Here is a 22,051-nt window from a genome sequence, read left to right on the forward strand (position 1 = left end):
AGCCCAATGACCATCGCATCCGAACCCAATTCCGCGCCGGCGCAGCTGCACGATTCCGTGTTCCTGGGCCGCCTGAGCCTGGAGTCCATTCCGTATCACGAGCCGATCATCCTGGTGACCTTCGCGGTTGCCGGCCTGCTTGGCCTGGCCCTGCTGGCCTGGATCACCCGCGCGCGCGCCTGGGGCTGGCTGTGGCGAGACTGGTTCTGCACCATCGATCACAAGAAGATCGGCGTCATGTACATGATTCTTGGCTTCGTGATGCTGATCCGAGGCTTCTCCGACGCGATCATGATGCGCGCCCAGCAGGCGATGGCCTTCGGTGATGCCAACGGCTATCTGCCGCCGCACCACTACGATCAGATCTTCACCGCGCACGGCGTGATCATGATCTTCTTCGTCGCCATGCCCTTCGTCACCGGCCTGATGAACTACATCGTGCCGCTGCAGATCGGCGCCCGCGACGTGGCTTTTCCGTTCCTCAACAACTTCAGTTTCTGGATGACCACTGCCGGCGCGGTGCTGGTGATGCTGTCGCTGTTCATCGGCGAATTCGCGACCACCGGCTGGCTGGCGTATCCACCGCTGTCCGGTGCGGCGTACAGCCCGGGGGTCGGTGTCGATTACTACATCTGGGCGTTGCAGATCGCCGGTGTCGGCACCTTGCTGTCCGGCGTCAACCTGCTGGTGACCATCATCAAGATGCGCGCGCCGGGCATGGGCCTGATGCAGATGCCGGTGTTCACTTGGACGAGCTTGTGCACCAACGTGCTGATCGTCGCCGCATTCCCGGTGCTGACTGCCGTGCTGGTGCTGCTGGCGCTGGATCGCACGGTCGGCACCAACTTCTTCACCAATGATTTCGGCGGCAACCCGATGATGTACGTGAACCTGATCTGGATCTGGGGTCACCCCGAGGTCTACATCCTGATCCTGCCGCTGTTCGGTGTGTTCTCCGAAGTGGTGTCGACCTTCAGCGGCAAGCGCCTGTTCGGCTATGCCTCGATGGTCTACGCGACCATCGTCATCACCATCCTGTCGTATCTCGTCTGGCTGCATCACTTCTTCACGATGGGCTCCGGGGCGAGTGTCAATTCGTTCTTCGGCATCACCACGATGATCATCTCGATCCCCACCGGCGCGAAGATGTTCAACTGGCTGTTCACGATGTATCGCGGCCGCATCCGCTTCGAGCTGCCGATGCTGTGGACGATGGGCTTCATGTTCACCTTCGTGATCGGCGGCATGACCGGCGTGCTGCTCGCCGTTCCACCGGCGGACTTCGTGCTGCACAACTCGCTGTTCCTGATCGCCCACTTCCACAACGTGATCATCGGCGGCGTGGTGTTCGGCGTGTTCGCCGGCGTCAGCTACTGGTTCCCGAAAGTGTTCGGCTACCAGCTCGATGTGTTCTGGGGCCGGGTATCGTTCTGGTGCTGGCAGATCGGCTTCCTGCTCGCCTTCATGCCGCTGTACGTCCTCGGCCTGATGGGCGTCACCCGCCGGGTCAGCCACTTCGAGGACAGCAGCCTGCAGCCCTGGTTCATCGTTGCCGCGTTCGGCGCGGTGCTGATCGGCTGCGGCATCGTCGCGATGCTGGTGCAGTTCCGGGTCAGCTACGTGCGCCGCGAATCGCTGCGCGATGACTCCGGCGATCCCTGGAACGGCCGCACCCTGGAGTGGGCGACTTCGTCACCGCCGCCGGACTACAACTTCGCGTTTACCCCGAGAGTGCATGACATCGACGCCTGGTGGGACATGAAGCGCGGCGGCTACCAGCGGCCGACCACCGGCTTCCTGGCCATCCACATGCCGAAGAACACGCCGGCCGGCATCATCCTCGCGGGCATCAGCGGCGTGATGGGCTTCGCGCTGATCTGGCACATCTGGTGGGCGGCGGGTGCTGCGTTCGCTGCACTGATCGGCACCGCGATCGTCCACACCTTCAACCTCGATCGCGATTACCACGTGCCGGTCGAAACGGTGACCGCGGTCGAAGACCTGCGCACGCGTCAGCTGGCGGAGGCCGGAGCATGAGCACCAGCACGATCTCCCCGCCGGCCGACACCGGCAACCGCTATCTGGTGGCCGGTGAGCATCATCCCGCCAACGGCACGATGCTCGGTTTCTGGCTGTACCTGATGAGCGACTGCCTGATCTTCGCGGTGCTGTTCGCGATGTATGGTGTCGTCGGCGGCAACTACGCGGCCGGCCCGTCGCCCAAGGATCTGTTCGATCTCGAACTAGTCGCGGTCAACACCGCGATGCTGCTGCTGTCGTCGATCACCTACGGCATGGCGATGCTGGAAATGCAGCGCCATCGGGTCAAGCCGACGATGCTGTGGCTGGCCGTCACCGGCCTGTTCGGCCTGGCCTTCGTCGGTATCGAGATGTACGAGTTCCATCATCTGATCCACGAAGGGGCAGGGCCGCAGCGCAGCGCGTTCCTGTCGGCGTTCTTCACCCTGGTCGGCACCCATGGTCTGCACGTCAGCTTCGGCATCGTCTGGCTGGTGGTGCTGCTGACTCAGCTCGGCCGCTGGGGCCTGACTGCGGCGAACCGTCGCCGGCTCGCCTGCCTGTCGCTGTTCTGGCACTTCCTCGACGTCATCTGGATCGGCGTCTTCACGGTTGTCTATCTGATGGGAGCCCTGCGATGAGTGCTGCCAACGTTCACGGCTCTGATGCCCGTGCCGTCGAAAGCCATGTTCACGGCCACGATGAAGGCCACCACGACGGCGACGAATTGCCGCACGCCAGCTTGCGCGGTTACCTGATCGGCTTCCTGCTGTCGGTGTTCCTGACCGCAATCCCGTTCTGGCTGGTGATCGGCGAAGTGTTCCCGGACAAGCGCATCACCACGGCGATCATCGTGGTCTTCGCGATCGCCCAGATGCTGGTGCACGTCGTCTACTTCCTGCACCTCGACACTCGTTCGCAGGCTGGCTGGAACATGCTGGCGGCGATCTTCACCATCGTGCTGGTGGTGATCGCGATCTCCGGCTCGCTGTGGGTCATGTACCACATGAATACCAACATGATGCCGATGGATGAACACGAGATGCGCAACCAGCCCTGATGGACAAGGCGCGGCGCTGGCCTCGGTTCGCGCTGCTGGTCGGGCTGGCGCTGGCCTTCATCGGCTTCGTGGCACTCGGCAGCTGGCAGCTTGAACGGCGGACCTGGAAGCTGGCGCTGATCGAGCGAGTCGAGGCGCAACTGCAGGCAGCGCCGGTTGATGCACCCGGTCCTGCCGGGTCATCGTCATCTTGGGACCGCATCGGCCGGGACGACGAGTACCGGCGAGTGAGCGTCACCGGCCGCTACCGCCACGATCTGGAAACCTGCACCCAGGCGGTCACCGTGCGCGGCCCCGGCTGCTGGGTACTGACGCCGCTGGAAACGGACGACGGCTGGCTGCTGCTGATCAACCGCGGCTTCGTCGATCCGGCGCAGCGCGATCCGGCGACCCGAGCTAGTGGTCAGCCGGAAGGTATCGTTGCCGTCGATGGCCTGCTGCGGCTCAGCGAACCGCGCGGCGGCTTCCTGCGTCGCAATGATCCGGCACAGAGCCGCTGGTACTCCCGCGATGTCGTGGCGATCGCTGCAGCTCGTGGTCTTCCAGAGGATCGCGTTGCGCCTTACTTCGTCGATGCGAGCGGTAGCGTACCGGGCGGGCCGATCGGCGGGCTGACCGTGGTGCGCTTTCGCAACAGCCATCTGGTCTATGCGCTGACCTGGTACGGCCTCGCAGCGCTGAGTCTGGCTGGTGCGCTCCTGGTGATCCGTCCGGACTGGCGTCGGCGCAGCAACGCGGAATCCCTTTGATGTGGAGCCAGCCGGAGCCGCTGCTACCATCCGCGTCATGACCGCGCTTCCCGCTCCGCCGCGCCGCTTCTCGCTGCTCGATTCGCTCGGCGAAACGGCGAATCATCAGAACGCGATGCTGCTGGTGCAGCTGCGCTGGCTCGCGGTGTTCGGTCAGGCGCTGACCATCGTTCTCAGCACCGTGCTGTTCGATCTGCAGCTGCCGATGGCGACCATGTTCGGCGTCGTCGGCGTGCTGGTGCTGTTCAACCTCTACAGCATGCTGCGGCCGCGGCTCGATCGCGAGGTGCGCGATAGCGAGTTGATGGCCGGGCTGTTCATCGACATCACCGCGCTGACCGCGCTGCTCTATCTCAGCGGCGGGGCGACCAATCCCTTCGTGTTCCTGTATCTGATGCAGGTGACCCTGGGCGCGATCCTGCTGGAGATGCGCTCGACCTGGGTGCTGGTCGCCTACGCCTGCCTGTGCTTCGTCGTGTTGATCGACCATCACGTGCCGCTGGTGTTCGGCGAGCACGCGCAGCGCACGGCGTTTGATCTGCACGTACTCGGCATGCTGGTCTGCTTCGTGCTCGACATCCTGCTGCTGGTGGTCTTCATCCGCCAGATCGGCACCAACCTGCGCCGCCGCGACCGTAACCTGGCCGATCTGCGCCAGCACGCTGCCGAGGAAGATCACATCGTCCGCATGGGCCTGCTGGCCTCGGGCGCTGCCCATGAACTGGGTACGCCGCTGTCGACGCTGTCGGTGATCATCGGCGACTGGCGCCATCTGCCGGAGTTCCGCGAGCACCCGGAACTGCGCCAGGAACTGGATGATGTCGATGCCGAGCTGCGGCGGATCAAGGACATCGTCAACGGCATCCTGCTGTCGGCTGGCGAAGCGCGCGGCGAACGGCCGACGCTGACCACGGTGGCCCATTCGCTGGGCGATACCGTCGACGAATGGCGCAGCTTGTGGCCCGGCGTCACGCTCGATTACGTCGTCGAGGAACCGCTCGATCGCGAGGCGTTCCACCGCACGCCGGTGGTCTCCGATTCGGCGATGCGCCAGGTGCTGTTCAACGTCTTCGACAACGCCCGCGAAGTTTCGCCGGGCTGGATCGGCGTCACCGTGCGCTGCCGCGACGGCCTGCTGACCATCGATGTGCGCGACCACGGTCCGGGCTTCCCGCAGGCGATGCTGGCGCGCATCGGCAAGCCCTACCAGTCGAGCAAGAATCGTCCCGGCAGCGGCCTGGGCCTGTTCCTGGTGGTCAACGTGCTGCGCAAGTTTGGCGGCAACGTCGAAGTCATCAATGGCGAACACGGCGGCGCGATCGTCCGGCTGAGATTGCCGCTGAGTGCGCTGGTGTTCGAGCAGGGCGAGGGTGGGGCATGAGCGGACGCATCCTGCTGATCGTCGAGGACGATCCGGCCTTCGCCCGCACCTTGCGGCGCTCCTTCGAGCGGCGTGGCGATACCGTGCACAGCGCCGCCAGCCTCGAAGCCACGATCGCCGTGCTCGCCGAGGCCAAGCCGACACATGCCGTGGTCGATCTCAAGCTCGGTCAGGAATCCGGCCTCGCCGTCGTCCGCCATCTGCACGGCCATGATCCGCAACTGGTGATCGTCGTGCTCACCGGCTATGCCAGCATTGCCACCGCCGTTGAAGCGATCAAGCTCGGCGCCAGCAATTATCTGGTCAAGCCCTCGAACACCGATGACATCGAGGCCGCGTTCGCCGGCGAGTCGGTCATCGAACCGGAAGATCTGCCGATGAGCGGCCGGCAGACCTCGCTGAAGACGCTGGAAATGGAGCGCATCCACGAAGTGCTCGCCGAGACCGGCTTCAACATCTCCGAAACCGCCCGCCGCCTCGGCCTGCATCGCCGCACCCTGGCGCGCAAGCTGGCCAAGCGCTGGGTGTCTTAGAGTTCCTGAGGCTGGACCAGCCGGTCTTGGCCGTGATCGAATCGGGTTTCCTAATCCCCTTCGATACGACCAGGATCACCATGAAATTCCCCGAATACCACACCGGCCAGACCTTCGTTCTCGGCCCCGTGCTGATGACCGAAGAGCGGATCATCAAATTCGCCAGCGACTGGGACCCGCAGTGGTTCCACACCGACCCCGAACGCGCCGCCAACAGCCGCTGGAACGGCCTGATCGCCAGCGGCTGGCATACCGCCAGTACCGCGATGCGGCTGGTCGTCGATGGCCCGCTGAAGGACTCGGGTTCGATCGGTTCGCCGGGCCTGGCCTATCTGAAGTGGCTGGCGCCGGTGCGGCCGAATGATGAGATCAGTGTCCATCTCGAGGTGCTGGAGACGGGCGTTTCCAAATCGGGTCGGATGGGGTCGGTCAGGTGGCGGTGGTTGGTGAAGAATCAGGCTGATGTGGTGGTTTTGGATACTGAGGCGACGAGTTTGTTTGAGCTGAATGGCGCTGCTTGATGTGCTTCAAGGTCATCTTGAGATGGAGCGAGGAGCTGCCATGCAAACCGTGAAGCGATGCCACGACTCGGCCGGTATGCGGTTGTGCAGTGAATCTAATCAACGTTGGGTAGCATGAAACAGCTGTGGTCTTGGCTAGTGGAAGGCACGCTCCAAGTCGGAAACCGCGTCCGGCTATTCGGTGGCTACTCACAAAAACCTGAGTGGCTAAACGGCAAAGATGCTCACTACGGCACCTGCATTTCGTTTATCTCTGGCCAGAACAAACAGCCGGCAGCAGTCATCGAGCTTGATGCGCCATGTTCATTTGAGGGCACGTCCGGCAGTTTTATTGTCCTTGAGTTGCGGTATGTCGGCGCACGGTGGAAGAAGCAGGAAACAGTTCATGCGGAGCTTTGCTCAGTACTGCCGGAGAGCCGGCTAAGTGCAGAGTGCAGTCGGGGGTTATGGGTTGAGTCACATGCAAGCTACCAAGTCATATAGCGCGCTGCCGCCCCAACTAGCAGGTGTGGATCGGGAAAGCGGCTTCATCGCGTATCCGCCGTAATCGGTGTCGCCTGCTTCCCTGACTCTTTGGGCTTCACCGAACCATTCCGCGCTTTCGCGCGCGGGAAGCTTCAATCGCTTCCCACTTTCCTTGGCGCCCAAGGAAAGTGACCAAAGGAAGGGCGCCCCCGGCGCTGCGTCGGATCGCGAGTTCTCCTAATCGACCCCCGGCCCGGCCAAACATCACGGCCGGGCGTTCAGATTCGCAGCGAGCAGTGCTCGCAAAGCGCGAATCTTCACCCTGTGCTTCTCGGCCCTGACGGGGCTTTTCGACGCGTCATCCGTGGCGCGGCGAAAAGGCATCGGCATTCTGCCTCGCCTCCTTCGGAGCCTGTCCGCCATGGCCTGCGATGCTCGGCGCGCTTGAGGGGGCCAAGGTCCGCGGCCGAAGCAAAAGCAACGGCAACAGCAGAATCGGAAGCACAGCCGAAGCAGAATCAAAAGCTGCCGTATACCGGCGAAAGCCGGTATCCAGTGCCGCACGCGCGAGGTCCCGACTCTGGATACCCGGTCATGCCGTGCGGGATCGTTGGCAAGCGTGCACCAAGGACATCCTTCCGGTGGTCGTTTGTTTGAATGCCGTCAAATTCGTAGAATGCATGCATCGACTGCACGATGAGGCGATGACGATGGCAATGCTGACGGTACGCAATATCTCCGACGAGGTGCATCGGGCGCTGCGTGTGCGCGCTGCCCGGCACGGTCAGAGCATGGAAGCCGAGGTGCGGGAGATTCTTGAATCCGTGGTCAGCCCGGAGGGGCGGGTGAAGCTGGGTTCACTGCTGGCCGATATCGGCCGCAAGGCCAAGTTGACCGACGAAGAGTTCGCAGGCTTCGAGCAGGTGCGCGACAAGACACCGGCTCGCCCGGTCAGCTTTGAATGATCCTGCTGGACACCAACGTGGTGTCGGAGCCGTTGCGACAGGCACCCGAAGCCCGCGTGATCGAGTGGATCGATGCCCAACCGCTGGAAACGCTCTTTTTGTCTGCCATTACCGTTGCCGAACTTCGCGCTGGCGTTGCGTTGTTGCCCACCGGCAAGCGCCGGACGGGTCTGCAGGAAAGCCTTGAAAAGCGAGTGCTGCCTCTGTTCGCCGGCCGCGTGCTGCCCTTTGACCTGGCCTGCACGCAAGCCTATGCACAACTGCTGGCCAAAGCCCGAGTGGCTGGGCTTGCGATCGCCACGGCCGATGGCTACATCGCGGCCATCGCAGCCGCCAATGGCCTGGCGGTCGCGACTCGTGACATCCGCCCCTTTGAAGCGGCCGGTGCTGCGGTGATCAACCCCTGGCAGGCGTGAAGCTGGTAGATGCCCGTGAGCTTCCGCCGCAGATCGATCTACTTCCCCTTGGCCCCCGCCAGCATCTCCCCCATCTTCTGATGAATCAGATTGATCGCCTTCAAGGGCCGCAACATCACCTTGAACTCGACGATCAAGCCCGCCCCGTTCGAGCGGATCATGTCCACGCCATTGACCAGAATGCCATCGATCATCACCTCGAACTCCAGCACCGCATCAAGCCCGCTACGCACTTCACGAACGTAACGGAAGCTCGGATTGAAGAACACGAAGAAGGCGGCGGTCAGGTATTTCTGGGTGATCGCCTTGCCGACCTGCGGCGTGTGGACGACCGGCGAATGAAACACCACATCGTCGGCCAGGATCGTGTCGAGGCCGCGGGGGCTGCGGGCTCGCACCATCTCGTGCCAGCGGTGGATCGGGTCTGCTTGGCTCATCGTGAACGGTTCCTTCAGGTCTTGACGGTGGTGGTGCCGAAGCGTTGCAGCAGTTCGCGGACGGTAGCGATGCCGAGCTTGGCGAGGATGTTGGCGCGGTGGACGTCGATGGTGCGCGGGCTGATCTCCAGATCCCGGGCGATCTGCTTGCTGCTGGCGCCGGCGAGGATGCGTTCGAGCACGTCGTGTTCGCGGACCGACAGTCTGGCCAGCCATTCACTGCGATTGAGCTGGGCGCGACGGGTCTGGTAGTTCTGGCGGGCCTGCAGCGAGACGCGGCTGACGCAGTCGAGAAACACCTGTGGATCGAAAGGCTTCTGCAGGAAATCGGTGGCGCCGAGCTTCATCGCGTGGACGGCGGTGGGCACGTCGCCGTGCGCGGTCAGGAAGATGATTGGCACGTCGGGGCGGATAGCAGCCAGACGTTCGGCGGCTTCGAGGCCGCCGATGTCCGGCATGCGCAGGTCGAGCACGACGCAGGCGGCGCCGTCGTAGTCCGGCACGGCGGCGAGGAAGTCCGCGACGCGATGATGGGTTTCCGAGGCGATGCCGGCTGATTCCAATAGCCAGCTGAGGCCCTTGGTGACGTTGGGCTGATCGTCGACCAGATAGACGCGCACTGCAGTGTTTCCAGACTTCTCCTGCGATTTATCCATGAGCCGCCTTGATGCCGAGCAGGGTGAAACGGAAGCGTGCGCCGCTGCGCGCACGGGCATCCAGCGCCAGTTGGCCGCCGTGCGCTTCGACGATGTTGCGACACATCATCAGGCCCATGCCGAGACCGTCGCGCTTGGAGGTCACGTAGGGTTCGAACAACGTGGCCTGATGCTCGGCGCTGACGCCGGGGCCGTTGTCGGCGACGGTCACCGTCAGCTTGCCACCGATGCTGCGGGCAACGCCGATTCGGATCTCCGGGCGCAGCGTTTCGGCGGCGCGCATCGCTTCGATCGCGTTGACGATCAGGTTGACCAGCACCTGCTGCAGTTCGACCCGGTTGCCAGACACGCTCGGCACCGCCGCCGCGGCCTTGACCAACACCCGCGTGCCTTCCTCGCGCAACTGCAGTTGCAGCAGTTCGAGCGTGGCGTAGATCAGCGCGATGACGTCCACCGGTTCGTCACCGGGCCGATGGCGGGTCACGAACGAACGGACGTTGCGGATGATGTCGCCGGCCTGGCGCAGCTGCAGCTGGATCGCGTGCAGCGCTTCGAGCGCATCGGGACGATCGCGTAGTTCGTTGCTCAGTCGGCGCTCGAGGCCCGCGGCATAGCTCAGCGAAGCGTTCAGCGGCTGGCCCAGCTCGTGGGCGAGCGCCGATGCAAACTCGCCCATCAGCGAGCGCCGCGTGGCATGGGCGAGTTGCTGCTGTTGTGCCAGCTCGCGATCACGGGCGCGACGCTGTTCGGTGCGATCGGCGAACACCACGGCGGCACCGAGGCCGCGCACCGGAACTCGCACGCCGACCACGTCGAACCAGCGCGTTTCGCCGCTATCCGCTTGCCAGAGCACGGTGAGGTGATCGCTGCGCCGGCTGGCGGCGCGGCTGTGGATCATCTCGAGCAGGCTGGTCTCGCCGTCGACACCGAGCACGCGGCAGCGGCTGTGTGCGGCGAGCGCGACGAAGTGTTCGGCATCGCGGGCGCTGAACCAGGTGCGCAGCATCGGGTTGATCTCGACGATGCCGCCATCGGTGTCGGTGACGGCGATGCCGAGCGGAATGTTGTGGATCAGCACGCGGTATTTCTCGCGGCTTTCGATCATCGCCCGCTCGGTGGCGCGGCGGCGCTCCACTTCCAGCTTCAGCGCGGCATTGGTCTTCTGCAGATTCAGCGTGCGGCTCTGCACCCGCTGTTCGAGCCGCTGGTTGGCGCGCGCCAACTGGTTCTCGATCTGCTTCTTGGCGGTGATGTCCTGCACCACCCAGACCGATGGCGAACTGGCATCGCCGCGCTTCAGCCAGCGGCCGCCGATCAGGCACCAGCGGATGCTGCCGTCCTTGGCGAGCAGCGCCCGCTCGTGCAGATAGACGTTGTCGCGCGGCACCTTGGCGACCACGGCGCCGACATCCTCGTAGTCCTGCCGGCGTGCATAGACCTTGCGTACCGGCTCGCCCAGCAACTCGCCCGGCGCGTAGCCGAGCAGCTCCTCCATGCGCCGGTTGACCTGCAGGAAACGCCGGCCCTGCATGAAGCAGATGCCGACGATCGCGTTGTCGAACACCTGCTTGTAGAGCAGCGGATCGGGCTCGTTCAGCGCAGCGGCTGTGGCGTGGGCGGGCAGGGTCATCAGGCTGGGGACAGGGCTTTTTGCTGCAGTGCAGATTCGTAGTCGATACGAGTAGGCGAGGCGGCGCTCGCTGCCTACTCTGCGTGCATGGTGCAGCAAAGCACCTCGAATAGAACACTGCCGGCATGACCGGCAACGACAGACGCAGTGCGAGGGAGGACCGAAGATGCTGACGATCGACATCGATACCGGTGGCACGATGACCGACGCCTTGATCACCGATGGCGCCACGCGCCACTGCATCAAGGTCGACACCACGCCGCATGATTTCACTGTGGGCCTGCAGCACTGCCTGAGTGAAGCCGCGAAGCTCTACGAGATCGAGGACATCGCTGCGCTGCTGGCGAAGGTATCGCTGATCCGCTGGTCGTCGACGATCACCACCAATGTGCTCGCCGAACGCCGCGGCGCCAAGGTCGGCCTGCTGGTGACGAAAGACCACGAGGAAGACCTGTACGGCGACGGCCGCTCGGCGATCATCGATGAACTGGTGGCGGCCGAGAACGTCATCGGCCTGCCGGCCGATCCGGAAGCGAAGGACATCCTGCTGGCGGTCAAGGCGCTGCTCGAATCCGGCGTGCGCCGCATCTGCGTGGCGCTGGCCGGAAGCTTCCCGGATAACCGCGCCGAGATCGCGATCAAGCGGGTCATCGAGGATCAGTATCCGGATCACATCATCGGCTCGGTGCCGGTGCTGCTCGGCTCGGAGATGGCCCAGATCGGCCACGACCAGACCCGCGCCCATTACTCGGCGATGAACGCCTACACGCACTCGCATCTGGCAACTTCGTTGTTCAAGGCCGAGGACATCCTGCGTGACGAATACGGCTGGCGCGGTGCACTGCTGATCGGCCAGACCAGCGGCGGCGTTGCCCGCATCGGCAAGACCAAGGCGGTCGACACGATCGAGTCCGGCCCGGTGTTCGGCACCTTCGGCGGCGCCTTTGCGGCGCGCAGCTACGGACTGAAGGACGTGGTCTGCTTCGATGTCGGCGGCACCACCACCAAGTGCTCGATCGTCCGCAACGGCGAACCGGTGTTCCAGCGTGGCGGCGATCTGATGGAAATCCCGGTGCAGACCTCGTTCGCGATGCTGCGCTCGGCGGCGATCGGAGGCGGCTCGATCGCCCGGGTCAAGGGCGGGCGTCTGGTGCTCGGCCCGGACAGCCAGGGCGCGGCACCGGGGCCGGCCTGTTACGCGCTCGGTGGCCGCGAAGCGACCCTGACCGACGCGCTGCTGCTGCTCGGCTATCTCGATGCCGACAACTTCCTCGGCGGCCGTCGTCGTCTTTCCGCCGAGCACGCCCGCAAGATCATCGACAAGAACATCGCCAAGCCGCTGGCGGTATCGGTGGAGCAGGCGGCGCTGCTGATCCGCGATGAAGCGGTGACGGTGATGGCCGAGCTGATCACCAATACATTGTCTGAAGCCATGCTCGAAGCCAGCCAGGTGGCGATGTTTTCCTTCGGCGGCAATGGCCCGATGTTCGGCGCCTTCGTCGCCGAGCGGCTCGGCATCGCCAAGGCTTATGCCTTCGACTATGGCCCGGTGTTCGGTGCTTTCGGCTCGTCGATCTCCGATGTCGCCCACGTCTACGAGCGTGGCGTCGGCCTGGCCTGGAACGCGACGAACGAGGCCTCGATCCTCGCCGCCGCTCAGCGCCTGCACACCCAGGCGGTGCGCGATCTTCAGGGCGAGGGCTTCGATCCGGCTGCCGCGATCTACCGCTGCGAACTGGAGTTCGGCCGCAATGCGAACGTCGCCGGTGCCTGCCGCTTCGATTACGCCGGCGAACCGGGCAGCCCGTTCATCGCTGCTGCCATGCAGGCGATCAAGACAGCCGGACTCGCCGGCACGGCCGAGCCGCTACTGCTGCTTCGCGTTTCGGCCCGGCTCGAAGTGGCGGCCAACCAGTTGCAGAAGAAGTCTGCCGGCAAGGCCGCGGCAACCACCGGTAGCCGCGCGATGCAGTTCAACGGTCATGGCGCTGAACCGCTGCCGGCACATGTCTGGGAACGGCTGAACGTTGGCGACCGGATTCGCGGCCCGGCCATGATCAACGGCGCCACGATGAGCTGCCCGGTGCCACCGGGCTGGATGCTGGCCGTCGATGACTACGGCAATGCAGCGATGAGCCGGGCAAACCAGCAGGAGGCTGCGTTGTGAGTGAACTGATCCGTTTCACCGAAAACCTCGATCTCGATGCTGCGAAGGAGATGTGGCTCTGCCACAGCTGCGCGCATCCGCTGATCTCGGCGCGCGAGAACTACAAGAAGGGTTGCCTGGTCGCGCAGCGCGATCCGCGCGAGATCCACGAAGCCGTGCTCGAAGGTGCCTACAGCTTCTCGCCGGACCCGGACTGGTCGCGAATCATCGAGTTCTACTGCCCGAACTGCGGCCGCCAGATCGAGACCGAATACCTGCCGCCCGGTCATCCGATCACTCATGACATCGAACTCGATGTCGACAGCCTGAAGCGCAGGCTGGCCTCGGGCGATCTGGTGGTCACGAACGGCAAGCTGGTGATGGGGGAGGAGGCATGAGCTACCCGACGAGGGACCCACAGCTTCACCGTGGGATCGACGGCAAGGCGAATGCCCCCTGTTGCCGACAGAACACCACTTCCGATTGCACGAGCGTCATGGAGGCAACTGCATGAGCAAGTCGACCGCTGTCATGAACTCCATCGACATCGACGTCGGCGGCACCTTCACCGATTTCGTGCTGACGCTCGATGGCGAGCGCCACATCGTCAAGTCGCCGACCACGCCGCATGACTTGTCGATCGGCTTCGTCAACGCCGTCGAGTCCGGCGCCGAGAAGGTCGGCCTGAGCATCGAGGAACTGCTGCCACGCATCGATATCGTTCGCTACTCGACGACGGTCGCTTTGAATCGCCTGCTGCAGCGCCAGGGCCCGCGCATCGGCTTCATTACCACCGAGGGCCATGAGGACGTGATTCACATCGGCCGCGGCGCCCAGTGGGTCGATGGCCAGATCATTTCCGAGCGGCGCAATCTCGCTGCGCAGAACAAGCCGCATCCGCTGATCAGCCGCGACCTCGTGGTCGGCGTCAAGGAGCGCATCGACTCCAAGGGCAACATCGTTCGGCCGCTGGACGAAGAAGACGTGCGTCGCAAGCTGCGCGTGCTGATGGATCGCGGCGCGCGCGCGATCGTCGTCTGCACCTTGTGGTCGTTCTCGAATCCGGTGCACGAGAAGCGCATCCGCGAAATCATCCGCGACGAGTACAAGGAGTACCACATCGGTTTCGTGCCGGTGGTCATGAGCCATGCGGTCACCGCCAAGCTCGGCGAGTACGAGCGGGCGATGACGGCGGTGCTCGATGCCTACCTGCAGCACGCCATGCAGACCGAGATCTGCGCCACCTGGGACAAGCTGCGCGACAAGGGCTATCGCGGCACTTTCCTGATGATCCACAACTCTGGCGGATCGGCCGATATCTTCAAGACACCAGCCTCACGCACCTTCAACGGCGGCCCGGTGTCCGGCCTGATGGGCTCGGCTTACTTCGCCGACAAGCTCGGCTACAAGAACGTGATCATGGGCGATGTCGGCGGCACCAGTTTCGATGTGGCGCTGGTGGTCGAATCGAGCGTCCGCAATTACACGTTCAAGCCGGTCATCGATCGCTGGATGGTCAACGTGACGATGATGCAGACCATCTCGATCGGCGCCGGCGGCGGCTCGATCGCCAGCGTCGACAAGAGCGGGCGACTGTCGGTCGGCCCGAAGTCGGCCGGCTCGATGCCGGGCCCGGTCTGCTACGACCTCGGTGGCACCGAGCCGACCACCACCGATGCCGACGTGGTGCTCGGCTACATCAATCCGGATGCCTACTTCGGTGGCCAGATGCCGCTGAACAAGGCCAAGGCCGCGAAGGCGATCAAGGACCGGATCGCCGACAAGCTCGGTGTCAGCGTCTACGAAGCGGCGGCGATGATCCGCAACGTCATCGACGAGAACATGGCCTCGGCGATCAAGCGCGAAGTGCACATGCGCGGCTATCACCCGGAAGACTTCGTGCTGTTCGCCATCGGCGGTGCCGGCCCGACCCACGTCGCCGGCTTCCAGGCCGATGTGCCGAAGGCGGTGGTATTTCCGGCCGCGCCGGTGTTCTGCGCGATGGGCAGCTCGATCATGGACATCGTCCATCTTTACGAGCAGTCCAAGCGCCTGATCTTCATGGAGCCGATCAGCGAAGCCCTGGTCATCGACCGCGCGCAGTTCAACGCCATCGTCCAGGAGATGATCGACAAGGCGAAGCAGGAACTGGTGTCGGAAAGCCTGGACCCGGCCGAGGCCAGCTACGCACTGGAGCTGGACATGCTCTACGGCGGCCAGGTCAACGTGAAACGCACGGCTTGCCCGGTGCTGCAGATCGAGTCGGACGCTGACGCGCAGGCCGCCTACGACGAGTTCGAGCGCGAGTTCTCGGCCGCGTTCAGCCCGCTGGTGGTCAACCGTCCGGGCGGCGTGTTCCTCGACAACTTCGTGCTGAAGGTGACCGTGCCGGTGGCCAAGCCGCCGATCCCGGAATACCCGATGCAGGCTGCCGATCCGGAAGCTGCACGCCTCGGTACCCGGGAGGCCTACTGGCTGGAATTGAAGGCGGCGGTGCCGACGCCGACCTACAAGTTCGAGCTGCTGCAGCCGGGCAACGTGATCATCGGCCCGGCCGTCGTCGAAGCCGATCTGACCACGGTGGCGATCCCGCCCGGACGCCGCTTCTCGATCGACAAGCACAAGCTCGGAATTCTCGAGCGCATCGTCGTAGCGGCAAGCCCGGCTGATCACAAAAAGACCACGAGCAGCCGACGCGGTGCCACTACTGCCTGATGTCAGCTCTCTCTCCACATCCCGTCATTCCCACGCAGGCGGGAATCCAGTTTTCGCATCCTGCGGTGCGCGAACGTCAACACTGGATCCCCGCCTTCGCGGGGATGACGACTCCAATCGAATTCATCTGATTCTCGACGCGAGCACCTCATGGCTATCCCGACCCTTGAACAGAAACTCAACTGGCTGAAGACCGTTCCGCCAGCCGCCGACGTGCAGGCCATTGCCGATTCGATCGACGCCGCCCGCTTCGAGATCGGTTTCCAGCGGACCAACGACATTCTCGACGAAGCGATGGACGTGTTCCAGCGTTCCTGCCGTTGCGCGATGGGCGTGGCCGGCGATTCGCTGGTCGGCATCTGCACCGCCGATGGCGACATCGTCAACGGCTCGATGGGCACCTATCTGCACGCGGTGATTCCACCGCTGATCATCAAGTACATCATCCACACGTTCGGCAAGAACATCGGCATCAACGACGGCGACTTCTGGTTTGCCAACGATGCCGTCTACGGCGGTGTCCACAACCCCGATCAGGGCGTGATGACGCCGGTGTTCTACAAGGGCGAACTGGTCGCCTGGACGGTGGCGCTGGTGCATACCACCGAGACCGGCGCAATCGAACCGGGCGGCATGCCGGTATCGGCGACCACCCGCTTCGAGGAAGGCATGAACCTGCCGCCGATGCGCATCGGCCAGAACCACAAGCTGAGTCCCGACATCGAATCGATGTTCCAGGCCTTCGGCCTGCGTGCCCCGCAGATGATCGCCGTCGATCTCAAGGCTCGCTGCACGACCGCCGATCGCGTCCGTACCCGCCTGATCGAGATGTGCGATCGCGAAGGGCCTGCGTTCGTCAAAGGCCTGTTCGTCAAGATGATCCAGGCCGCCGATAGCGGCGCCAAGGATCTGATTCGCCAATGGCCAGACGGCAAGTTCCGCTGCGTGAATTTCTCCGATGGTGTCGGCCTCAAGCAGGGCCTGATCCGCAACTGCTACATGACCCTGCACAAGAACGGCGATCGTCTGCTGGTCGACTTCACCGGCACCGGGCCGGAGACGCCATCAAGCTACAACGCTCATCCGCAGGCGGCGATCGCGCACTTCACCAATTACATCTACGAGTACCTGTTCCATCAGCTGCCGCTGTCGAACGGCACCTTCAACAACATCGATTTCAAGTTCGAGCACGGCACCTGCCTGTCGCCCGATCCGCGAGCCGCCACCTCGAACTCGGTGATGATCTCGACCGGCATCATGAGTGCAGTCCACAACTGCTTCGCCAAGACCATGTTCTCGACCGACAACTGGCGCCAGGCCGGTGCCAGCATGGCCAACGCCGGCAATGCGCTGGTGCTCGCCGGCCTGTCGCAATGGGGCCAGCCGTTCGCCGACATGCTGGCCTACTCGATCAATTCCGAAGGGCAGGGCGCGCGTCCCGATCAGGACGGCATGGATGCCTATGGCTTCCCCTGGGCGCATGGCGGCCGGGCGCCGAACGTCGAGAACGTCGAGAACGAATTTCCGCTGCTGGTGCCGCTGTCCAGCCACTGGATCGACAGCTGTGGCCACGGCAAGTACCGCGGCGGCGTCGGCACCGTGCAGATGTGGGTTGCGCACCACGTGCCGCAGGTCTACATGATGTGCATCGCCGACAACTCCAAGCTGCAGACGCCGCAGCCGCTGTTCGGCGGCTACGCGCCGAGCACGGTGCCGGGTGTATCGATCAGCAAGTCGAAGATCATGGAGCAGCTTGCCGGCCGCGGCGAGCTGAACCTGGAACTGCAGGAAATCCTCACCGACAAGACCGTCGAAGGTGATTACAAGACCGAGTTCCTCGGCCGTTCGGTGCGTCCTTACGACAACGGTGACGTCATCACCTTCGGCTTCTCCGCCGGCGGCACCGGCTTCGGCGATCCGATGGATCGCGAGCCGGAATCGGTGGCCATCGATCTCGACAAGGGCACGATCACCGCGCAGACCGCGCTGCGCATCTACAAGGTGATCTGGGATCAGACTTCGCGCCGGGTCGATCTGGCGGCGACCAAGGCTGCCCGTGAAGCCGAGTACGCGGCGCGCAAGCAGCGCGGCAAGTCCTACGCCGAGTTCGAGCAGGAATGGCTGAAGCTGAAGCCCTCCGACGAGATCCTCGAGTACTACGGCACCTGGCCGGACGCCAAGCCGAACAAGGTATGGATGCGGGCGTGAAGCCGGCCTCGGCACCGCGTTCGTCGATGCCGAGTGGCCTTGCTTTACGCGTGCCACGCGGGTTCGCCCTAAGCCGGCAGGGCAGGCTGACGGCATTAAAGTGGCCGCCTCCATTCCCCGATCACCACTGCCGCGCATGACCACCCGCAACCGCCAATGGCTACTCAAATCCCGTCCCGAAGGCCCCGCGGTCGAGCGTGAGCATTTCGAGCTGCGTGAAGCCGCGATCCCGACCATCGGCGACGGCGAGTTCCTGATCCGCAATCGCTGGTTCTCCTGCGATCCCTCGCAGCGCGCCTGGATGGACACCGACACCTACGTGAAGAAAGTCGCGCTCGGCGAACCGATGCGCGCCTTCACCGGCGGCGAAGTCGTTGAATCGCGTCATCCCGGCTACAAGCCGGGCGACAAGGTCACCGGCACCTTCGCCTGGCAGGACTACAGCCTCAGCGATGGCCGTGATGCACTCGGCACGGTGACCAGGCTGCCGGACAGCATCGATCTGCCGGCGGCACTTTCGCTGTTCGGCATCACTGGCATGACTGCGTACTTCGGCATGTTCGACATCGGCCGGCCGCGCGCCGGCGATACCGTGGTGGTCAGCGGCGCAGCCGGTGCCACCGGCGTCATCGCCGCGCAGATCGCCAAGGCGCGCGGCCTGCGCACGCTCGGCATCGCTGGCGGTGAAGGCAAGTGCCGCTGGCTGCGCGAGGAGCTGGGCCTCGACGACGCGATCGACTACAAGGCCGGCGATGTGCGCGATGCGCTGCGCGAGCGCTGCCCGGCCGGCATCAACGTGTACTTCGACAACATCGGCGGCGACATCCTCGACGCTGGACTGGCCAATCTCGCCGACGGTGCGAGAGTGGTGATGTGCGGCGCCATTGCCGGCTACGGCAATTTCGACGACATGCCGCCGATCCGCCAGTACCACCAGTTGATCCTCAAGCGCGCTTCGATGCAGGGCTTCCTGGTCTTCGACTATCTGGCGCGCAGCGACGAGGCGGTGGCCGAGATGAGTCCCTGGCTCGCCGCCGGCAGGATCAAGAACCCGGTCGATATCGCCGAAGGTTTCGACGCCGCGCCGGACGCGCTGAAGCGCCTGTTCGCCGGCCAGAACCGTGGCAAGCAGCTGGTGCGGCTCGACTGAGCCATGTAACGGGGAACGACAGGAACATGAGCACAGCACCCGCGATCCCCTGGCGCCGCCGCCTGTCCGAACTCGGCCGCGGCGTGGGCAAACCGCATGCGCCATTGTTCGCGCCGCTGCTCTACGGCGTCGCGGCGCAGATCGAAGCGCTGCCGCCCGCCGAGGTCACCGCTGATCCGACCCGGCTCGGCAAATGCCTGGGCGAGTTGCGCCGCGCGCTCGGCATGCACAGCTTCGTCGTCGCGGCACCGACGGCAATGGAAGCGGAAGCGCTGGGTGCCGAAGTCGATCGCGAAACCTGGCCGCCGCGGGTGCTCGGCAGTGCGTCGCCCGGCGTCATCGATCTGACCGATTTCGATGAAGTCTGGTCTCGCTCGGAAGCCCTGGCGGCATCGATCGAAGCGACCCGGCGTCTGGCCAAGACCCAGAGCGGTGAGCCGGTGCTGCTCGCGGCACTGACCGGCCCAGCCAGCCTGTTGGCCGAGCTGCTCGGCGAGGCTGCCGTGCTCGACGCTGCAGCCTACGAATTCGCCGGCCGCGCGTTGGCGGCGCTGGCGCGCCAGTACGCGCAGGCCGGCGCGTCGGCGATCCTGCTGTGCGAACGCCAGTTGCCCGGCGATGTTGCGGCTTGGTCCGGCACCTTGAACACCATCGCCAACATCGCGCGCTTTCATCGCATTCCGGCGCTGCTGGCCTTCGATGGCCGCACGCCGCTCGAATGGCCGTCGGCGGTGATTGCTTGCCCCGCCCCGGAGCACGAAGCTGCGCACGACAAGCCGCATGGTTTGACGGTATCGGCCGATCCGGCGAGCTGGGCTGATCTGGCCGGCAACACTGGCAGTGCTCGTGCGGTGTTCACGGCTCGCGAAGTCGACGCCGATGCCTCGATCGAAACGCTGACCGAAGCCTGCGAAGCAGCCCTCGACATGGAGCGCGACGCCTGATGGCGATGAACCGCCACACGATTCCCGTCACCGTGCTGACCGGCTTCCTCGGCTCGGGCAAGACCACGCTGATCAACCGCATCCTGAAAGAAGCGCACGGCCGGCGCTTCGCGGTGATCGAGAACGAATACGGCGAGATCAATGTCGACGCCGATCTGCTGGTCAAGGACGGCGGCGAAACCGTCGTCCAGCTGACCAATGGCTGCGTCTGCTGCACGGTCCGCGGCGATCTTGCCAATGCGCTGAATGATCTGGCCAAACAGCGCGATGCCGGCACCATCCAGTTCGATCACGTGCTGATCGAACCCACGGGCCTGGCCGATCCGGGCCCGATCGTCCGCACCTTCATGGCCGAGACCGAACTGCTGACCAGGTTCCATCTCGACGGCGTGGTGACCTTGTTCGATGCGGTGAACGGCGAGCGCAATCTGCTGGAGTCGGTCGAGGCGCAGGCGCAGCTAGGCTATGCCGATCGCATCCTGGTCACCAAGATTGATCTGCTGCGCGAGCGGACCGCGGTTCAGGCCGCCGATGTCGAAGCGGCGCTGCTGGCGACGATCGCCGCTGCCAACAGCGTCGCCGCCGTCGACTCCATTTCGGTGCCCGATGCGCCCTGGGGCGAAGTGTTCGACAAGCTTCTGGAGATGCGCGGCTACCAGTTCGATCGCGTGGTGTTCACGCCGCAACCGATGTTTCGGCCGCTGGCTGCGGCGAAGCACACGCCAGGTGTCGGCAGCATCAGCTTCGAAGCCGAGCAGCCGCTCGATGGCCTCAAGCTCAATGCCGCGCTGGCGGCGATCAACGAGCGTTACGGCGAAGCGCTGTGGCGGATCAAGGGCGTACTGGCGATTGCCGGCATGCGCAGCCGCATCGTCGTGCAGGGCGTGCAGGGCTTGATCCAGGCCACTCCATCGACGATCTGGCGGATGTTCGAGCCGCAACGCTCGCGCCTGGTGCTGATCGGCCGCGATCTCGATCGCGACTGGTTGCTGGCGCAGCTGGGCAGCTGCGTGATCGCCGATGCCGCATCGGTCGCCGATCCCCGCATCGCATCACTCCACTGAACCCCTACGGGCTCCATTCGAACCTGTGTCGAGAGAATCCACGACATGAGCAACAAGGTCATCATCACCATCGCGCCGACCGGCGGCATGGCCAGCAAGGCGCAGAACCCGCATCTGCCGACGCAGCCGGACGAGATCGCCCGCGATGTCTATGACTGCTACAACCTCGGCGCCAGTGTCGTCGCCATCCACGCCCGGCGGCCGGATCATCTGGCCACCTGCAATCCGGCGATCTATCACGACATCAATACCCGCATCCGCCAGAAGTGCGACATCGTGCTGAACAACTCCACTGGCGGTGGCGTGAATGGCGACATGGTCGCGCAGGCGCCGAACGGTTACTGGGAAATCCTCTGGGAAGAGCGCATCAAGGGCATGGAAGCTGGTGCCGAGATGTGCACGCTCGATGCGACGACGATCAACTGCATGTTCGAAGGCAAGGAACTGCTGATGAACACGCCGCCGGAGCGCTGCAGGGAGCTGGCGATCGAGATGCGCAAGCGCGGCATCAAGCCCGAGTGGGAAGTGTTCAGCCCGACCCACATCCTGCAGGACGCGACCGCGATCATCGAAGCCGGGCTCGACGAGCCGCCGTTCTTCATGAACCTTGTGATGGGCGTGCACCGCGCGTTCCAGAACGCGATGCCGTATTCGCCGCGCTACCTGCAGGCGATGGTCGATCTGCTGCCAGCGGGCGCGATCTTCGGCGTCAGCGGCATCGGCAATGCCCAGCTGCCGGCGGCGATGAATTCATTGCTGCTCGGCGGTCATGTCCGCGTCGGCCTCGAGGACAATCTCTACTTCAGCCAGGGCGTTCATGCGACCAATCAGATGCTGATGGAAAGAGTCGTCCGCCAGGTTCGCGACATGGGCTACGAGCCGGCCACACCCGCCGAAGCGCGGCAGATGATGGGCCTGCCGCTGAAGCAGGCGCCGGTGCGTGCGGAGTTCGCGCTGGGCTAGGGGCTTTGCGTAACATCGCCAGCCGACGA

At 64.4% G+C, this 22,051-nt stretch carries 20 protein-coding genes; 17 read left to right on the forward strand and 3 right to left on the reverse strand.

Annotated features, from left to right (window positions below):
* Positions 1-6: 6 nt before the first annotated feature.
* From cyoB to G513_RS0116390, 9 genes are all read left to right on the forward strand, one after another.
* Positions 7-2,037, forward strand: coding sequence for a cytochrome o ubiquinol oxidase subunit I (cyoB, locus tag G513_RS0116350; RefSeq protein ID WP_022977939.1), 2,031 nt, complete (start codon positions 7-9; stop codon positions 2,035-2,037).
* On the forward strand, positions 2,034-2,660 hold the full coding sequence (gene cyoC, locus G513_RS0116355; protein ID WP_022977940.1) for a cytochrome o ubiquinol oxidase subunit III: 627 nt from the start codon (positions 2,034-2,036) through the stop codon (positions 2,658-2,660). Before cyoB ends, cyoC begins: the two co-directional genes overlap by 4 nt.
* The gene (cyoD, locus tag G513_RS0116360) at positions 2,657-3,079 is read left to right on the forward strand and encodes a cytochrome o ubiquinol oxidase subunit IV (RefSeq protein ID WP_022977941.1); all 423 of its coding nucleotides are present in this window, start codon (positions 2,657-2,659) and stop codon (positions 3,077-3,079) included. Before cyoC ends, cyoD begins: the two co-directional genes overlap by 4 nt.
* Positions 3,079-3,828: an SURF1 family protein gene (locus G513_RS0116365; protein WP_022977942.1), complete on the forward strand. Its 750-nt coding sequence runs from the start codon at positions 3,079-3,081 to the stop codon at positions 3,826-3,828. Before cyoD ends, G513_RS0116365 begins: the two co-directional genes overlap by 1 nt.
* A 37-nt stretch (positions 3,829-3,865) precedes the next feature.
* Positions 3,866-5,209: an ATP-binding protein gene (locus G513_RS0116370; RefSeq protein WP_022977943.1), complete on the forward strand. Its 1,344-nt coding sequence runs from the start codon at positions 3,866-3,868 to the stop codon at positions 5,207-5,209.
* Positions 5,206-5,742: a response regulator transcription factor gene (locus G513_RS0116375; protein WP_022977944.1), complete on the forward strand. Its 537-nt coding sequence runs from the start codon at positions 5,206-5,208 to the stop codon at positions 5,740-5,742. The genes G513_RS0116370 and G513_RS0116375 overlap by 4 nt, the downstream gene beginning before the upstream one ends.
* A gap of 80 nt (positions 5,743-5,822) precedes the next feature.
* The gene (locus G513_RS0116380) at positions 5,823-6,263 is read left to right on the forward strand and encodes a MaoC family dehydratase (protein WP_028475648.1); all 441 of its coding nucleotides are present in this window, start codon (positions 5,823-5,825) and stop codon (positions 6,261-6,263) included.
* 1,175 nt (positions 6,264-7,438) lie between these two features.
* Positions 7,439-7,693, forward strand: coding sequence for a FitA-like ribbon-helix-helix domain-containing protein (locus G513_RS0116385; protein WP_028475649.1), 255 nt, complete (start codon positions 7,439-7,441; stop codon positions 7,691-7,693).
* Positions 7,690-8,109 carry a type II toxin-antitoxin system VapC family toxin gene (locus G513_RS0116390; RefSeq protein ID WP_022977947.1) on the forward strand — a complete coding sequence of 140 codons (420 nt, stop codon included), beginning with the start codon at positions 7,690-7,692 and terminating at the stop codon, positions 8,107-8,109. Before G513_RS0116385 ends, G513_RS0116390 begins: the two co-directional genes overlap by 4 nt.
* A 38-nt stretch (positions 8,110-8,147) precedes the next feature.
* Here the strand turns inward: G513_RS0116390 and G513_RS0116395 are convergent, their stop codons facing one another.
* The 3 genes from G513_RS0116395 to G513_RS25845 are packed head-to-tail and all read right to left on the reverse strand — an operon-like array spanning position 8,148 to position 10,832.
* Positions 8,148-8,546 carry a nuclear transport factor 2 family protein gene (locus tag G513_RS0116395; protein WP_022977948.1) on the reverse strand — a complete coding sequence of 133 codons (399 nt, stop codon included), beginning with the start codon at positions 8,544-8,546 and terminating at the stop codon, positions 8,148-8,150.
* A gap of 14 nt (positions 8,547-8,560) precedes the next feature.
* Complete coding sequence (locus tag G513_RS0116400; RefSeq protein ID WP_022977949.1) at positions 8,561-9,202, reverse strand: response regulator transcription factor; 642 nt, start codon at positions 9,200-9,202, stop codon at positions 8,561-8,563.
* Positions 9,195-10,832, reverse strand: a complete 1,638-nt coding sequence (locus G513_RS25845; protein WP_022977950.1) for a PAS domain-containing sensor histidine kinase — start codon at positions 10,830-10,832, stop codon at positions 9,195-9,197. Before G513_RS25845 ends, G513_RS0116400 begins: the two co-directional genes overlap by 8 nt.
* A gap of 166 nt (positions 10,833-10,998) precedes the next feature.
* On the opposite strand from G513_RS25845, the gene apcA reads away from it, so the two are divergent.
* From apcA to G513_RS0116445, 8 genes are all read left to right on the forward strand, one after another.
* Positions 10,999-12,999 (forward strand): acetophenone carboxylase subunit alpha, encoded by a 2,001-nt coding sequence (gene apcA / locus G513_RS0116410; protein ID WP_022977951.1) that lies wholly within the window; start codon positions 10,999-11,001, stop codon positions 12,997-12,999.
* Entirely contained in the window at positions 12,996-13,376 is a 381-nt protein-coding gene (apcB, locus tag G513_RS0116415) for an acetophenone carboxylase subunit beta (RefSeq protein ID WP_022977952.1), read from the forward strand. Before apcA ends, apcB begins: the two co-directional genes overlap by 4 nt.
* 112 nt (positions 13,377-13,488) lie before the next feature.
* Positions 13,489-15,693, forward strand: coding sequence for an acetophenone carboxylase subunit gamma (apcC, locus tag G513_RS23610; protein ID WP_022977953.1), 2,205 nt, complete (start codon positions 13,489-13,491; stop codon positions 15,691-15,693).
* 150 nt (positions 15,694-15,843) lie between these two features.
* The gene (gene apcD / locus G513_RS0116425) at positions 15,844-17,901 is read left to right on the forward strand and encodes an acetophenone carboxylase subunit delta (protein WP_022977954.1); all 2,058 of its coding nucleotides are present in this window, start codon (positions 15,844-15,846) and stop codon (positions 17,899-17,901) included.
* 136 nt (positions 17,902-18,037) lie between these two features.
* The gene (locus G513_RS0116430; protein ID WP_022977955.1) at positions 18,038-19,051 is read left to right on the forward strand and encodes an NADP-dependent oxidoreductase; all 1,014 of its coding nucleotides are present in this window, start codon (positions 18,038-18,040) and stop codon (positions 19,049-19,051) included.
* Between the two features lie 26 nt (positions 19,052-19,077).
* Positions 19,078-19,995 (forward strand): acetophenone carboxylase subunit epsilon, encoded by a 918-nt coding sequence (gene apcE, locus G513_RS0116435; protein WP_022977956.1) that lies wholly within the window; start codon positions 19,078-19,080, stop codon positions 19,993-19,995.
* The gene (locus G513_RS23615; protein WP_022977957.1) at positions 19,995-21,059 is read left to right on the forward strand and encodes a CobW family GTP-binding protein; all 1,065 of its coding nucleotides are present in this window, start codon (positions 19,995-19,997) and stop codon (positions 21,057-21,059) included. The genes apcE and G513_RS23615 overlap by 1 nt, the downstream gene beginning before the upstream one ends.
* 45 nt (positions 21,060-21,104) lie before the next feature.
* Positions 21,105-22,022 (forward strand): beta-keto acid cleavage family enzyme, encoded by a 918-nt coding sequence (locus G513_RS0116445; RefSeq protein ID WP_022977958.1) that lies wholly within the window; start codon positions 21,105-21,107, stop codon positions 22,020-22,022.
* Positions 22,023-22,051 lie beyond the last annotated feature (29 nt).

It is taken from the genome of Nevskia ramosa DSM 11499, from assembly GCF_000420645.1.
Lineage (GTDB): Bacteria > Pseudomonadota > Gammaproteobacteria > Nevskiales > Nevskiaceae > Nevskia > Nevskia ramosa.